Genomic DNA, 14,252 nt, shown 5'->3' with positions numbered 1-14,252 from the left:
ATCAGTAGTTCGACTTGATCTGGACGCAGGTCGAGGTCTCGGTGTTGTACATGCCGCAGCCGAGGTCTTTCCAATCGGACTTCAGCACCGCCGATTCCGGCAGGAAATCGGTCCAGGCGTCGCCCGGGACTTCCTCGGTCTGGCTGACGATGTCGAATTGTCCGTCCTCGGTGATCTCGCCGATCAGCACCGGCTTGGCCAGGTGATGGTTGGGCAGCATGACCGCGGTGCCGCCGGTCAGGTTCGGGAATTCCTGACCGTACATCGCGGTACGGACGGCATCGACCTCGGTGGTTTCGGCATCGGTGACCGCGTTCACCCACATGTTGAAGCCGATGTAATGGGCCTCCATCGGGTCATTGGTCACACGCTCCGCGCCCATGCGGGCCTTCCAGGTGTCGATGAAGGCGGCATTGGCCTCGGTTTCAGCGGACTGGAAGTAGTTCCAGGCGGCGAGGTGGCCGACGAGGTTGGAGGTGTCGAGGCCCGAGAGCTCTTCCTCACCCACCGAGAAGGCGACGACGGGGATGTCGTCGGCGGAGACGCCGGCGGCGGCCAGTTCCTTGTAGAAGCCGATGTTGGCGTCGCCGTTGATCGTCGAGATCACGCCGACCTGCTTGCCGTCGGCGCCCAGCGCCACGACATCCGCCACGATGGTGGCCCAGTCCGAATGGCCGAAGGGGGTGTAGTTGACGAAGATGTCCTCCTCGGGGATGCCCTTGGATTTCAGGTAGGATTCCAGGATGTTGTTGGTGGTGCGGGGATAGACGTAATCGGTGCCGAGCAGGGCGAATTTCTCGACGCCGAGCTCTTCGAGGAAATAATCGGTGGCCGGGATCGCCTGCTGGTTGGGGGCGGCGCCGGTGTAGAAGACGTTCTTGGAGCTTTCCTCGCCTTCGTATTGCACCGGATAGAACAGCAGGCCGTTCAGCTCTTCGATCACCGGCAGGACGGATTTGCGGCTGACCGAGGTCCAGTTGCCAAAGATCACGTCGACCTCATGCACGCTCAGCAGCTCGCGCGCCTTTTCGGCAAACAGCGGCCAGTCCGAGGCCGGATCGACGACAACCGCTTCAAGCTCGCAGCCCAGCAGGCCGCCGGCGTCGTTCTGCTGTTCGACCAGCATTTCGACGGTGTCTTTCAGCGTGGTTTCGGAAATGGCCATGGTGCCGCTGAGCGAGTGCAGCACGCCGACCTTGATCGGGCAGTCCTGTTGCGCCAGCGCGGGCGCGGCGGCGAACATGCCAAGTGCGGCGATAGAGGTGAATGTCTTGCTGATACGGGTCATATCTTGTCTCTCCCCGCAGAGCGGCTGTGGGGCCATTGCGCCAGCGGGCGCGGCGGCCTACAGAAAGCCCTGCAACGTTCATGTTGCGAAAGTGTGGCGGCCGCTACGAATGCCAGTTCTCTTGGCCGTCACACGCCCTGCGCCGGTTGCCCTAGCGGGATGTCACCGTTGCGTGAGCAAGGACATGAGTTCTGCATTGCGGCGAATGGATCAATTCTGCCGGGGGGATTTCAGGCCGTTCCTCGGCAATTGCCCCATTTCCGGGCGCTGTTAACCACTTTTGTCTAAAAATTGGGCGAAATGGCCCGGCGCTTGCTTCCAAACTGCCGCGAATCTGGCCATTGGCGGCGCCCATATGCTCAATCCGCAGCAGATCACGTCATCCAAGCGGAGCAAACCCATCACCCTGCATCCCCCGATACCCCAAGCGTTTCAGCCGCTTGACGCCCAGCCCCGGGCGCGCGGGCAGATCGTGCTGTCGGCGAAACGCCATGGCGGGCGCAGCGTGATCGACGGGTTGCGCCAGGCCGGCGCGATGAAGACGCTGTTTCCGCGGGCGGGCGAAATGTTGCAGGCGATCTGCATCAATACCGCCGGCGGCGTGACCGGTGGCGACCGTCTGTCGCTGACTGCCAGCGCCGGGCCGGGCGCGGCGCTGGGGCTGACGACGCAGGCGGCCGAGCGCGCCTATCGCAGCCGCGACGGCGAATTCGGCCGGGTCGACAGCACGCTTCAGGTGGCTGCCGGTGCGACATTGCATTGGCTGCCGCAGGAACTCATTCTTTATGACGGCTGCGCGCTGCGGCGGCGGTTGAGCGTCGATCTGGCCGCCGATGCACGGCTCTTGATGGTCGAACCGGTGATCTTCGGGCGCGCCGCCATGGGCGAAACCCTGACCGACGCCCGGTTTCACGACCGGATCACCCTGCGCCGGGCGGGCCAGCCGCTTTATTGCGATGCGGTGCGGCTCGAGGGCGACATCAGCCGACAATTGGCCCGGCGCCCGATCGGCGATGGCGCCGGGGCGATGGCCTCGCTGGTCTATGTCGCGCCAGACGCCGAGGCGCATCTGGCCGCCGTCCGCGCCCAGCTTGCCACCTGCGGCGGCGCCAGCCTGCTGGCGCCGGATGTGCTGGTGCTGCGTCTTCTATGCCCTGACAGCCATGTGCTGCGGCAGCATCTGCTGCCGGTGCTGGACCGTCTGTCGGGCGATACCCTGCCTGTTTCCTGGAGATTGTGACCTCATGAACCTGACCCCCCGCGAAAAGGACAAGCTTCTGGTCGCCATGGCGGCCGAGATCGCCCGCAAGCGGCTCGACCGAGGCGTCAAGCTGAACCACCCCGAGGCGATTGCCCTGATCACCGACGCGGTGGTCGAAGGCGCGCGCGACGGCCGCTCTGTCGCCGACATGATGGAGGCGGGCGCGCAGGTGATCACCCGCGACCATTGCATGGAAGGCGTGCCGGAGATGATCCACGAGGTCCAGGTCGAGGCCACCTTTCCCGACGGCACCAAGCTTGTCACCGTCCACAACCCGATCCGCTGACCCGTAGGGTGGGTTTGCAACCCACCGCCCCAACAGGAGAATTCCCCATGACCCGCCTGCTCGCCCCGCTTTTCACCCTCACCCTCTCGACCGCCCCCGCCCTCGCCCATTCCGGCGCCCATCTGCACCCGCATGGCTCCGGCAACTGGCTGACCGTTGCAATGGCGCTGGGCCTCATCGCCGTCGCCGCCGCGCTGATGGTGCTGCGCAAATGATCCCGGGCGAGCTCATTCCCGCCGCCGGCACGCTGACGCTCAACCCGGGCGCCGAAGCGCTCACCCTGATGGTCGCCAATACCGGCGACCGCCCGGTGCAGGTCGGCTCGCACTACCACTTTGCCGAGGCCAATCCCGCGCTGGAGTTCGACCGTGACGCCGCGCGCGGGCGACGTCTGGACATTGCCGCCGGCACCGCCGTCCGGTTCGAACCGGGCCAGCGGCGCGAGGTCAGCCTGATCCCGATTTCCGGGGCGCGGCGGATCTTTGGTTTCAATCAACAAGTGATGGGAGACCTCTGAGATGCCCGCCACGATCAAACGCTCCGATTACGCCGCCATGTTCGGCCCCACCGTCGGCGACCGCCTGCGGCTGGCCGATACCGACCTGATCATCGAGGTCGAACGCGACCTCACCGCCGAGCAGGCCGGGGCCGCGCTCACCGGAGGCGAAGGCCGGAACGCCCTCGCCTACGGTGAAGAGGTCAAGTTCGGCGGCGGCAAGGTGATCCGCGACGGCATGGGCCAAGCCCAGGTCACGCGGGCCGGCGGTGCGGTGGATACCGTCATCACCAATGCGCTGATCGTGGATCACACCGGCATCGTGAAAGCCGATGTCGGCCTGAAAGACGGGCGGATCGCTGCCATCGGCAAGGCCGGCAACCCCGACACCCAGCCCGGCGTGACCATCATCGTCGGGCCCGGCACCGAGGTGATCGCCGGCGAAGGCCGCATCCTGACCGCCGGCGGTTTCGACAGCCACATTCATTTCATCTGCCCGCAGCAGATCGAGGATGCGCTGCATTCCGGCCTGACCACCATGCTGGGCGGCGGCACCGGCCCGGCGCATGGCACGCTGGCCACCACCTGCACCCCCGGCCCCTGGCACATCGGGCGGATGTTGCAGGCGGCGGACGCCTTTCCGATGAACCTGGCCATTGCCGGCAAGGGCAATACCTCTCTGCCCGAAGCCTTGGTCGAACAGGTCAAGGGCGGCGCCTGCGCGCTGAAACTGCACGAGGATTGGGGCACCACCCCCGGCGCCATCGACTGCTGCCTGAGCGTGGCCGATGACATGGACGTGCAGGTGATGATCCACACCGATACGCTCAACGAGAGCGGCTTTGTCGAGCACACGGTAAAGGCCATGAAAGGCCGCACCATCCACGCCTTTCACACCGAGGGCGCGGGCGGCGGCCACGCCCCCGATATCATCAAGATCTGCGGCGAAGAGCACGTTCTGCCGTCTTCGACCAACCCGACGCGGCCGTTTACCGTGAACACGCTCGAAGAACATCTCGACATGCTCATGGTCTGTCACCACCTCGACAAGTCGATCCCCGAGGATGTGGCCTTTGCCGAGAGCCGCATCCGGCGCGAAACCATCGCCGCCGAGGACATCCTGCACGACATGGGCGCGTTTTCGATCATCGCGTCGGACAGCCAGGCCATGGGCCGGGTGGGCGAGGTGCTGATCCGCACCTGGCAGACCGCCGACAAGATGAAGAAACAGCGCGGGCGGCTCTCCGAGGAGACCGGCGACAACGACAATTTCCGCGTCCGCCGCTATATCGCCAAATACACCATCAACCCGGCCATCGCGCATGGGCTGTCGCACGAGATCGGCTCGATCGAGGTCGGCAAACGCGCCGACCTGGTGCTCTGGAACCCGGCGTTCTTCGGGGTGAAGCCCGAGATGGTCCTGCTCGGCGGCACCATTGCCTGTGCGCAGATGGGCGATCCCAATGCTTCGATCCCGACGCCGCAGCCGGTCTATTCGCGGCCGATGTGGGGCGCCTATGGCCGTTCGGTCGAGAACTCCGCGGTGACCTTCGTCTCGGCCGCCGCCCAGGCCGAAGGCATCCGCGACACCTGGGGCCTGGCGAAGCAGACCGTGGCGGTGGAGAACACCCGCAAGATCGGCAAGTCGGACCTGAAACTCAACACCGCCACACCTCAGGTCGAGGTGCATCCCGAAACCTACGAGGTGCGCGCCGACGGCGAGCTGCTGACCTGCCAGCCGGCCGAGGTGCTGCCGATGGCGCAGAGGTATTTTCTGTTCTGAGGCCTTCCGGGATGCACTCCCGGCCGGCCTGCCCCCACGCGCGGCGCGTTCCTCTTCTTCCCTTATAACCGGATTAGACCATGTCCCTCCCCGTTACCCAGACCCTGATCCCCCACGTCGACACCTGCACCGACCGCGTGCAGCTCTCCTATGACGACCGGTTCCTGCGCCGCAAGGTGCTGGTCTCGGAGGCCGGCCTGCGCTTTCTCGTCGATCTCGAACACACGACCTCGGTCGATCACGGCCAGGCCTTTGCGCTGCCCGACGGCATCCGGATCGAGGTCATCGCCGCCGCGGAAGACCTCTATGCCGTCACCGGCCCCGATCTCACCCGGCTGGCCTGGCATATCGGCAACCGCCACACCCCCTGCCAGATCGACGACAGCCGACTGCTGATCCAGCGCGACCCGGTGATCGGGCATATGCTCGAACATCTCGGCGCCACGCTGACCGAAGTCACCGAGCCTTTCACCCCGGAAGGCGGCGCCTATGGCCATGGCCGCACCCATGCGCATGAACACGGGCATACGGCCCATGCCCATTGACCTTCTGACCCTGCAACACTGGCTCTCGCCCGCCTTCCCGCTGGGCGCCTTCGCCTATTCGCACGGGCTGGAGAGCGCGATTGCCCGTGGCTGGGTAAACTCCGGCGACAGCCTGCGCGACTGGCTGGCGGCGCTGCTCGAGGACGGCAGCGGCCGGGCTGACGCGGTGCTGGTCTCGCTCGGCTGGCAGGCCGAGGATGCGGCCACGCTCGATCAGGTCGATGCCACGGCGCGGGCCTTTGCCGCTTCGGCCGAGCGGCTGATGGAAGCAGAGCTGCAAGGCGCGGCCTTCTGCAAGACGCTGCGCGATGTCTGGGGCCATGACCTGCCCGACCTGATGCTGCCGGTGGCGCTCGGCCGCGCCGCGCGGCTGGCCGGCCTGCCGCTGGAGCAGACCGGCGCCATGTATCTGCACGCCTTTGCCGCCAATCTGGCCTCGGCGGCGATCCGGCTGGTGCCGCTGGGCCAGACCGAGGGCCAGGCGGCGCTGGCCGCGCTCACCCCGCTCTGCGCCCGGATCGCCGGCGAGACCGCCGAGGCCACGGCGGACGACCTCTATTCCAATGCCTTCCTGTCGGATGTGGCGGCGATGGCGCATGAAACCCTGCAACCAAGGATCTTTCGCTCATGACCCGGATGAACGGACCCCTCCGCATCGGCATCGGCGGCCCCGTCGGCGCCGGCAAGACCACGCTGACCGCCAAACTGGCAGGGCTGATGCATCCCGGCTATTCGATCGGGGTGATCACCAATGACATCTACACCCAGGAGGACGCCGAGGCGCTGATGCGCATGCAGGTGCTGCCGGGCGACCGGGTGATGGGGGTGGAGACCGGCGGCTGCCCGCATACCGCAATCCGCGAGGATGCCTCGATCAACCTCGCCGCCATCGCCGAGATGCGCCAGCGCCACGCGGATCTCGAAGTGGTGCTGGTGGAATCGGGCGGCGACAACCTTTCTGCCACCTTCTCGCCTGAGCTTGCCGATTTCACCATCTACGTGATCGACGTCGCCGCCGGCGAGGAGATTCCGCGCAAGGGCGGGCCGGCGATCACCAAGTCGGACCTGCTGATCATCAACAAGACCGACCTGGCGCCGCATGTCGGCGCCTCGCTCGAGGTGATGGAGCGGGATGCGACACGGATGCGCCAGGGGCGGCCATTTCTCTTTACCGCGCTGCGCCATGACCGGGGACCGGACGAGGTGCTCAAGGCGATCTGCGCGCTGGCCGGGCTGCGCGAGCTGGCTTGTGTGGCGTGAGGTCGCGCCCCGGACCTGATCAGGGGCCTCATGGCGGGCGGCGAGGTCCCGGGTCAGGCCCGGGACGGGTGCCGCGAAGGTCGATCGGAAATCGAGCCCTTTGAGCGACGTCGGGACAGGCCGCGCGGAATGGCGATCGTCGGGCGCCTTCGGGGCCGTTCGCGCACGGGTGCCGCCGCCATGAAAAAGCCGCCCGGGTCCCTCCGGACGGCTTTCGTGGTTTCGGAGCCCTGATCAGCCGATGATCGCGTTCAGCGTCTTGCTTGGGCGCATCACCTCGGCTTTCTGCTCGTCGCTCGGCTTGTAGTAGCCGCCGATTTCCGCCGCCTGGCCCTGCGCCGCGGCCAGTTCGCCGGTGATCTCGGCTTCCTTGGCGCCCAGCTCTTCGGCCAGCGGCTTGAAATGCGCCGCCAGCTCGGCGTCCTTGGTCTGCGCCGCCAAAGCTTCGGCCCAGTAACGGGCGAACCAGTAGTGGCTGTCGCGGTTGTCCGGCTGGCCCACCTTGCGCGAGGGCGAGCGGTCATTGTCGAGAATGCCCTGCGTGGCTTCCTCGGCGGCTTCGCCCAGGACACCGGCCTTGTCGTTGCCCTGGCTGTCGGCGAGGAACTTCAGGCTTTCGCCCAGGGCGCAGAACTCACCCATCGAATCCCAGCGCAGGTGGTTTTCCTCGACCAGCTGCTGTACGTGCTTCGGCGCTGAGCCGCCGGCACCGGTTTCGAACAACCCGCCGCCGTTCATCAGCTTGACGATCGACAGCATCTTGGCCGAGGTGCCGAGCTCGAGGATCGGGAACAGGTCGGTCAGATAGTCGCGCAGCACGTTGCCGGTGATGGCGATGCTGTCCTTGCCGGCGGTGATGGTCTCGAGCGAGGCGCGGGTCGCTTCGCGCGGCGCCAGGATCTCGAACTTGTCGGCAACGCCCTTGGCTTCGAGGATCGGGCTCACGTATTTGATCAGCTCGGCATCATGCGCCCGGGTCTCGTCGAGCCAGAAGATCGCCTGCGCCCCGGTGAGCCGCTGGCGGTCCATCGCCAGTTGCACCCAGTTCTCGATCGGCGCCTTCTTGGTGGTGCAGGCGCGCCAGATGTCGCCGGCCTCGACGTCATGGGAATGCAGCACATCACCGTTCTCCAGCACGATGCGCATCGTGCCCTCGGCTTCGGCCTCGAAGGTGGTGGGATGCGAGCCGTATTCCTCGGCCTTCTGCGCCATCAGGCCGACGTTCTGCACCGAGCCCGCGGTCGCCGGGTCGAGCGCGCCGTTTTCCTTGAAGAATTTGATGCTCTCGTCATAGACCGGAGCATAGGAGTTGTCGGGGATGACGCAGTTGCTGTCGCCCTCGTTGCCATCCGGGCCCCAGCCCTTGCCACCGGCACGGATCAGCGCCGGCATCGAGGCGTCAATGATCACGTCGGACGGCACGTGCAGGTTGGTGATACCCTTGTCCGAGTTCACCATGTACATCGGCGGGCGTTGCTCGCGCACCTCTTCGATCGCCGCCAGGATCTCGGGCTTGTCCTTGACCCGCTCGAGCAGGTCACCCAGACCGGAGTTGGGGTTCACGCCCGCCGCCTTCAGCGCATCGCCGTGTTTCTCGAACACCGGGGCCAGCCAGGCCCTGACCGCGTGGCCAAAGATGATCGGGTCCGAGACCTTCATCATCGTCGCCTTCAGGTGCAGCGAGAACAGCGTGCCGTCGGCCTTGGTCTCTTCGATCTGCTTGGCCAGGAAATCCGAAAGCGCCCGGGCCGACATGAAGCTCGCATCGACGACCGCGCCCGCCTCCAGCGGCCAGCCGTCCTTCAGCACCTTGGTGCTGCCGTCCTTGCCGACGAATTCGATTTTTGCCGTGCCGGCCTGCGCAGCGGTCAGCGTGGTCGAGACCTCGTTCGAGCGGAAATCATTGCCGTCCATCGACGACACCTTGGTCTTGCTGTCGGCCGACCATTTGCCCATGCGGTGCGGGTTCTTCTGAGCGTCGTTCTTGACTGCCTTGGCGGCGCGCCGGTCGGAGTTGCCCTCGCGCAGCACCGGGTTCACCGCCGAGCCCTTGATCCCGTCGTAACGCGCGCGCACGTCCTTCTCGGCGTCGGTCTGCGGATCCTCGGGATAATCCGGCAGCGCATAACCCTGCGCCTGCAATTCCTTCACCGCCGCCACCAGCTGCGGCACCGAGGCCGAGATGTTGGGCAGCTTGATGACATTGGCGCCGGGCTGTTTCACCAGCTCGCCCAATTCGGCCAGATCGTCGGACTGGCGCTGCGCCTCGGTCAGGTTCTCCGGGAAGGTCGCGATGATCCGGCCTGCCAGCGAAATATCCTTGGTGCCAACCGTGATCCCGGCCGCCGAGGCGAACTTGCGGATGATCGGCAAGAAGGAGGCGCTGGCCAGCTCCGGCGCTTCGTCTACAATGGTATACAGTATCTCGGGGGACTTTGTTTCGGCCATGATGTATTGCCTTTTTTCTGACAGTGGAAACGCTTGCGGCTCTGGCGTGTGCCGGTCGGCAGGAAAGCCAGGCCCTCGCCTGGACGCAACCGGGGTATCGCCAAATACTTCGATCACTGGTCGCATAGACCAGCCCCGCCCGCGTTTCAACCGGACAAAGCCGCGCGGCACCATCGCCCCCGCGCCCCGGACGTGATCCGGGGCCCCCTGGCTGGCCGAGAGGGGCTGGGACGGGCAAGTCCCGGGTCCGGCGCCGGTTCAGAAGTCGAGGCCGAGGTCCAGGGTCTGCGCCGAATGGGTAAGCGCGCCGGAAGAGATGTAATCCACTCCGGTCGCCGCCACTTCGGCGATCCGGTCGAGCCGCATGTTGCCGGAGGCCTCGGTCACCAGCCGCCCCGACACCAGCGCCACGGCTTCGCGCAGGGTCGCGCTGTCCATATTGTCGAGCAGCACCACATCGGCGCCGCCGGTCTCGAGCACCTCCGCAAGCTGGTCCAGCGTATCGACCTCGATCTCGACGCGCATCATGTGGCTGGCCCGCGCCTTGCAGGCCTCGAGCACCGGGCGCACGCCACCGGCGGCGGCGATGTGATTGTCCTTGATCAGGATCGCATCCGACAGCGAGAAGCGGTGGTTGAAGCCGCCGCCATGCAACACGGCCAGTTTCTCGACGATGCGCAGTCCGGGCGTGGTCTTGCGGGTGCAGGTGATGCGGGTCGCGGTGCCGGCGGTCTCTGCCACAAAAGCCGCCGTCAGGCTGGCGATGCCCGAAAGCCGCCCGGCAAAGTTCAGCGCCACGCGCTCGGCGGTCAGGATCGCGGCGGCGTCGCCCGCGATCTCCATCAGCACGTCGCCCGGCACGCAGGGGCTGCCATCCGTCAGGCGGGTCACCGGCGCCAGCGCGGGATCGACCAGCCGAAAGGCCAGCGCCGCCACCTGCATGCCCGAAACGACCCCCGCCTCGCGCGCGGTCAGCCGGGCGGTGTAGCTGGTGCCGGCGGGGATCACGGTGCGGGTGGTGATATCGCCGTAGCTGCCCAGATCCTCGGCCAGCGCCATGCGCAGCATCGGTTCCAGCACCAGATCGGGAAGGGATGTATGGGCGATCATGCGATTTCCTCTTCTGCCACCTTGCGCCGCAGGGCCAGCGCCTCGGTCAGGGTGATCCGGCTGCGGCGCGCGTCCGGGGCGGCGGCCGGAAAATCCTCGCGGAAATGCGCGCCGCGGCTTTCCTCGCGCAACAGCGCGGCCGCGGCGATCAGCGTCGCGGTGGCGGTCATGTTTCTGAATGTCGGGCTGGTGCCGAACGTGGCCTCCAGCCGGGCGATTTCGGTCAGGGCGCGGCGCAGCCCGCCGGCGGTACGGATCACGCCGACATGGCTCGTCATCGCCGCCCGCAGCCGTGCCACCGCGCGCTCATCGGGCGCTTGCCCGCCCTTCTCGAAGGTCAGCGTCACCTCCGGGGCGGGGTCCGTGTCGGGGGCCAGCGTCGCGGCGATGCCCAGCGCGCAGTTGCGGGCATAGACCAGCGCCTCGAGCAGCCCGTTCGAGGCCAGCCGGTTGGCGCCATGCAGCCCGGTCGAGGCCGCCTCGCCGCAGGCCCAGAGATTGCCGAGACTGGCCCGGCCCTCGGCGTCGGTGTCGATGCCACCCATGTGGTAATGCGCCGCCGCCGCCACCGGGATCGGCTGGGTTGCCGGGTCGATGCCGGCCCGCAGGCAGGCCTCGGCCACTCCCGGAAACAGTGTCAGGATGCGTGGGCCCAGGGCCTCGCGCGTGTCGAGCGCCGGCGCCAGCCCGGCCTGGGTCTGGGCATAGACGGCGCGCGCGACGACATCGCGGGGGGCCAGCTCGGTGTCGGGATGGGCCGCGACCATGAAGCGTGACCCGTCGCGGTTGATCAGCGCCGCGCCTTCGCCGCGCAGCGCCTCGGTGGCCAGCGGTGCCGGATCCTCGCCCGAGGCGATGGCCGTGGGATGGAACTGGACGAACTCCGGGTCGGCGATCACCGCGCCGGCGCGGGCCGCCATGCCGATCACCTGGCCTCGAATGCGGCGCGGATTGGTGGTCAGCGCATAGAGCCCGCCCGAGCCGCCCCCGGCCAGCAGGACCGCCGATCCGCGAAGGGTCAGCGGCGCCGAGCCCTGATCGCAGGCGCGCGCCAGCGTGACACCGGTGACCCGGCCGTCGGCGACCTCGAGGCCGGTGGCCAGCACGCCTTCGATCACCTGCACCGAGGGCGTCGCCCGCACCTGCGCCACCAGCGCCTTCATGATCTCGGCCCCGGCCTGGTCGCCCTTGACCCGCACCACCCGAGCAAAGGAATGCGCCGCCTCGCGCGAAAGCACGTACCCGCCCGCCGCCGTACGGTCGAAAGGCGCGCCAAGCTCGGTCAAATCTAGGATATGCTCGCGCGCCGCGCGCGCAACCTGATCGGCCACCGCGCCATCGACAATCCCGGCGCCCGCGCTGACGGTATCGCCGGCATGGGCCTCTGGGCTGTCGGCCGGGTCCATCGCCGCCGCCACGCCGCCCTGCGCCCAGGCCGAGCTTGCGCCTTCACCCAGCGGCTCGGGCGAGATCATCACCACCGGGTGCGGCGCCAGTTTCAGCGCCGCGTAAAGCGCGCCCAGCCCGGCGCCGATGATGACAGTGCGGCCGGTCTCGACCACCTGCACCCGGATCAGAGCCCCAGCTTGCGCGACAGGTCGATCATCCGCTCGACCGCGACACGGGCGTTTTCGGCGATGGCCGGATCAACCTCGACCGGCTCGGTCATCGTGTGCAGCGACCAGAGCACCTTTTCCAGCGTGATCATCTTCATGTAGGGGCAGGCATTGCAGGGCTTGGTCAGCTCGACCTCGGGCAGTTCCTCGGCCACATTGGCAGCCATCGAACATTCGGTCACCAGCATCACCTTTTCGGGGCGGTTCTGCCGCACCCAGTCGACCATGCCGGTGGTCGAGCCGGTGAAATCAGCGGCCTGCACCACGTCGGGCTTGCATTCGGGGTGGGCCACGATCTTGGTGCCCGGATTGGCATCGCGATAGGCGTTCAGCTCATCGGCGGTATAAAGCTCGTGCACCACGCAGGAACCGGGCCAGTAGACGACCTTCTTCGAGCTCTGCGCCGCCACGTTCTGGGCCAGATACTGGTCGGGCGTCATGATGACGGTGTCGCTTTCCATCGCCTCGACGATTTGCAGCGCATTGGCCGAGGTGCAGCAGATGTCCGACGCCGCCTTGACCTCGGCGGTGGTGTTGACATAGCTCACCACCGGCGCGCCGGGGTATTTCGCCCGCATCTCGGCGATGCCGTCTGCGGTGATCGATTCGGCCAGCGAACAGCCGGCGTTCATGTCGGGCATCAGGACGGTCTTCGAGGGGTTCAGGATCTTCGAGGTCTCGGCCATGAAATGCACGCCGCATTGCACGATCACATCGGCCTCGACCTCCTTGGCCTTGACCGCCAGAGCCAGGCTGTCACCCACCACGTCGGAAATGCCGTGAAAGATCTCGGGCGTCATGTAGTTGTGCGCCAAGATCACCGCATTCCGTTCTTTTTTCAAGCGGTTGATCGCCGCCACATAGGGCGCGTACATCGCCCAGTCGGGCAGGGTGAGCGAGGGCTTCATCGGCGCATAGAGCGCGGCCATGTCTTCGGCGAGATCGAGCGAGGGGGCGAGATCATAATGTTCGGCAAGCGTGCTGCGCATGTCGAGGTGATCGAGCATCGGAGATGTCCTTTGCCAAGGGGCAGGGCCAAGGGCCCGAGATACAAGAGCGGCTTACATATGTCGGATGTGACCCAAGGTCAAAAGCCTGTTTCCACGAGACCGGGGAATATCGCCTCTGCCCCGGTGTGTCACGGCTTCCCTCGGGTGCCCGAGAGGCGAAACGCGGCTTGCAAGGGGCCTGGGCCGGTGCTAATTGCCTGACCGGCGCCGGTGTAGCTCAGCTGGTAGAGCACGTCATTCGTAATGATGGGGTCGTAGGTTCGAGTCCTATCACCGGCACCATTCTCCAAGCACCTCAAGGGACCTCGAGGCAGACCGCCGCCGTCTGACGGCCCGGGTCCGGCCGAAGGGGTCAGCCGGCGGCCGCCAAGGCACCGGAACGGGGCCGGCAGGGATAGGGCACCGGGGTGCCGCTGACCGGATCGGGGTGGATTTCGACCGCGATCTCGTAGACCTCGGCGACAAGTTCGGCCGTCACCACCTCGGCCGGGGCGCCCTGGGCCACGATCGCACCATCCTTCATGACCACCAGGTGATCGGCATACCGGGCCGCCTGGGCGATGTCATGCAGCACCGCGACACAGGTGCGGCCCTCGGCGGCGAGGCTCCGGATCAGCGTGAGCACCTGCACCTGGTGCTGGATGTCGAGCCAGTTGGTCGGCTCGTCGAAGAGCATCGCCGGGGTGTCCTGGGCCAGCAGCATGGCGAGAAAGGCGCGCTGGCGCTGGCCGCCCGAGAGGCTGGCCACCGGCGCCTGCGCCAGATGCGCCAGATCCATGCGGTGCAGCGCCCGGGCGACATGGGCGCGGTCTGTGTCGCTGGCGATGCCCAGCAGGCTTTGATGCGGCGCACGGCCATAGCCGGCCAGATCGGCGACGCTGATCCCGGCCGGAGCGATGTTTTCCTGCGGCAGGAGCGCAATCCGCCGGGCGAGGTCTTTCTGGCTCAGCCCGGCGGCCGCGCGCCCGCCGATCCGCACCGCGCCGGAGAGCGGCGCAAGCTGGCGCGAGATCATCCGCAACAGGGTGGATTTCCCGCAGCCGTTGGGGCCGATGAGAGCGGAAAACCGGCCCTCGGCAAAAGTGAGCGTGGTCGGCGCCAGCCGAAACGACTTGTAGCCCGCGACCGCGTTCTCGAGGTCGATCATGC

At 67.0% G+C, this 14,252-nt stretch carries 14 protein-coding genes and 1 tRNA gene; 9 read left to right on the top strand and 6 right to left on the bottom strand.

Annotation, left to right across the window (positions count from 1 at the left end; translation table 11 throughout):
• Position 1: 1 nt before the first annotated feature.
• Complete coding sequence (gene urtA, locus AC0J5K_RS00185; protein ID WP_048528940.1) at positions 2-1,288, bottom strand: urea ABC transporter substrate-binding protein; 1,287 nt, start codon at positions 1,286-1,288, stop codon at positions 2-4.
• A gap of 355 nt (positions 1,289-1,643) precedes the next feature.
• Between urtA and AC0J5K_RS00180 the strand changes: the two genes are divergently transcribed.
• The 8 genes from AC0J5K_RS00180 to ureG all read left to right on the top strand — a co-directional run bounded on the left by AC0J5K_RS00180 (position 1,644) and on the right by ureG (position 6,919).
• Entirely contained in the window at positions 1,644-2,528 is an 885-nt protein-coding gene (locus AC0J5K_RS00180) for an urease accessory protein UreD (RefSeq protein WP_274562082.1), read from the top strand.
• Positions 2,529-2,532: 4 nt separating this feature from the next.
• A complete protein-coding gene (locus tag AC0J5K_RS00175) occupies positions 2,533-2,835 on the top strand; it encodes an urease subunit gamma (RefSeq protein WP_048528939.1) in 303 nt (100 codons plus the stop codon).
• A 47-nt stretch (positions 2,836-2,882) separates the two neighbouring features.
• Positions 2,883-3,050: a hypothetical protein gene (locus tag AC0J5K_RS00170; RefSeq protein ID WP_193388051.1), complete on the top strand. Its 168-nt coding sequence runs from the start codon at positions 2,883-2,885 to the stop codon at positions 3,048-3,050.
• A complete protein-coding gene (locus AC0J5K_RS00165) occupies positions 3,047-3,352 on the top strand; it encodes an urease subunit beta (RefSeq protein WP_274562078.1) in 306 nt (101 codons plus the stop codon). Before AC0J5K_RS00170 ends, AC0J5K_RS00165 begins: the two co-directional genes overlap by 4 nt.
• A 1-nt stretch (position 3,353) precedes the next feature.
• Positions 3,354-5,114 (top strand): urease subunit alpha, encoded by a 1,761-nt coding sequence (gene ureC, locus AC0J5K_RS00160; RefSeq protein ID WP_274562076.1) that lies wholly within the window; start codon positions 3,354-3,356, stop codon positions 5,112-5,114.
• Positions 5,115-5,194: 80 nt separating this feature from the next.
• Positions 5,195-5,659, top strand: a complete 465-nt coding sequence (locus AC0J5K_RS00155) for an urease accessory protein UreE (protein WP_074836570.1) — start codon at positions 5,195-5,197, stop codon at positions 5,657-5,659.
• Entirely contained in the window at positions 5,649-6,290 is a 642-nt protein-coding gene (locus tag AC0J5K_RS00150) for an urease accessory protein UreF (RefSeq protein ID WP_274562074.1), read from the top strand. Before AC0J5K_RS00155 ends, AC0J5K_RS00150 begins: the two co-directional genes overlap by 11 nt.
• Entirely contained in the window at positions 6,287-6,919 is a 633-nt protein-coding gene (gene ureG / locus AC0J5K_RS00145) for an urease accessory protein UreG (protein WP_274562072.1), read from the top strand. The genes AC0J5K_RS00150 and ureG overlap by 4 nt, the downstream gene beginning before the upstream one ends.
• Before the next feature lie 234 nt (positions 6,920-7,153).
• Here the strand turns inward: ureG and AC0J5K_RS00140 are convergent, their stop codons facing one another.
• The 4 genes from AC0J5K_RS00140 to nadA all read right to left on the bottom strand — a co-directional run bounded on the left by AC0J5K_RS00140 (position 7,154) and on the right by nadA (position 13,100).
• Positions 7,154-9,367: an NADP-dependent isocitrate dehydrogenase gene (locus tag AC0J5K_RS00140; RefSeq protein WP_274562070.1), complete on the bottom strand. Its 2,214-nt coding sequence runs from the start codon at positions 9,365-9,367 to the stop codon at positions 7,154-7,156.
• 258 nt (positions 9,368-9,625) lie between these two features.
• Positions 9,626-10,477 carry a carboxylating nicotinate-nucleotide diphosphorylase gene (gene nadC / locus AC0J5K_RS00135; RefSeq protein WP_274562068.1) on the bottom strand — a complete coding sequence of 284 codons (852 nt, stop codon included), beginning with the start codon at positions 10,475-10,477 and terminating at the stop codon, positions 9,626-9,628.
• Positions 10,474-12,045: an L-aspartate oxidase gene (locus AC0J5K_RS00130; protein ID WP_274562066.1), complete on the bottom strand. Its 1,572-nt coding sequence runs from the start codon at positions 12,043-12,045 to the stop codon at positions 10,474-10,476. Before AC0J5K_RS00130 ends, nadC begins: the two co-directional genes overlap by 4 nt.
• 5 nt (positions 12,046-12,050) lie before the next feature.
• On the bottom strand, positions 12,051-13,100 hold the full coding sequence (gene nadA, locus AC0J5K_RS00125; RefSeq protein WP_074836565.1) for a quinolinate synthase NadA: 1,050 nt from the start codon (positions 13,098-13,100) through the stop codon (positions 12,051-12,053).
• A gap of 209 nt (positions 13,101-13,309) precedes the next feature.
• On the opposite strand from nadA, the gene AC0J5K_RS00120 reads away from it, so the two are divergent.
• Positions 13,310-13,385: transfer RNA gene (locus AC0J5K_RS00120), tRNA-Thr, on the top strand.
• Positions 13,386-13,455: 70 nt separating this feature from the next.
• On the opposite strand, the gene AC0J5K_RS00115 is transcribed toward AC0J5K_RS00120, so the two are convergent.
• A complete protein-coding gene (locus tag AC0J5K_RS00115) occupies positions 13,456-14,250 on the bottom strand; it encodes an ABC transporter ATP-binding protein (protein WP_274562065.1) in 795 nt (264 codons plus the stop codon).
• Positions 14,251-14,252: the final 2 nt, after the last annotated feature.

The organism is Marinovum sp. E3, assembly GCF_055755275.1.
This window is presented reverse-complemented; position numbering and strand designations above follow the sequence as displayed.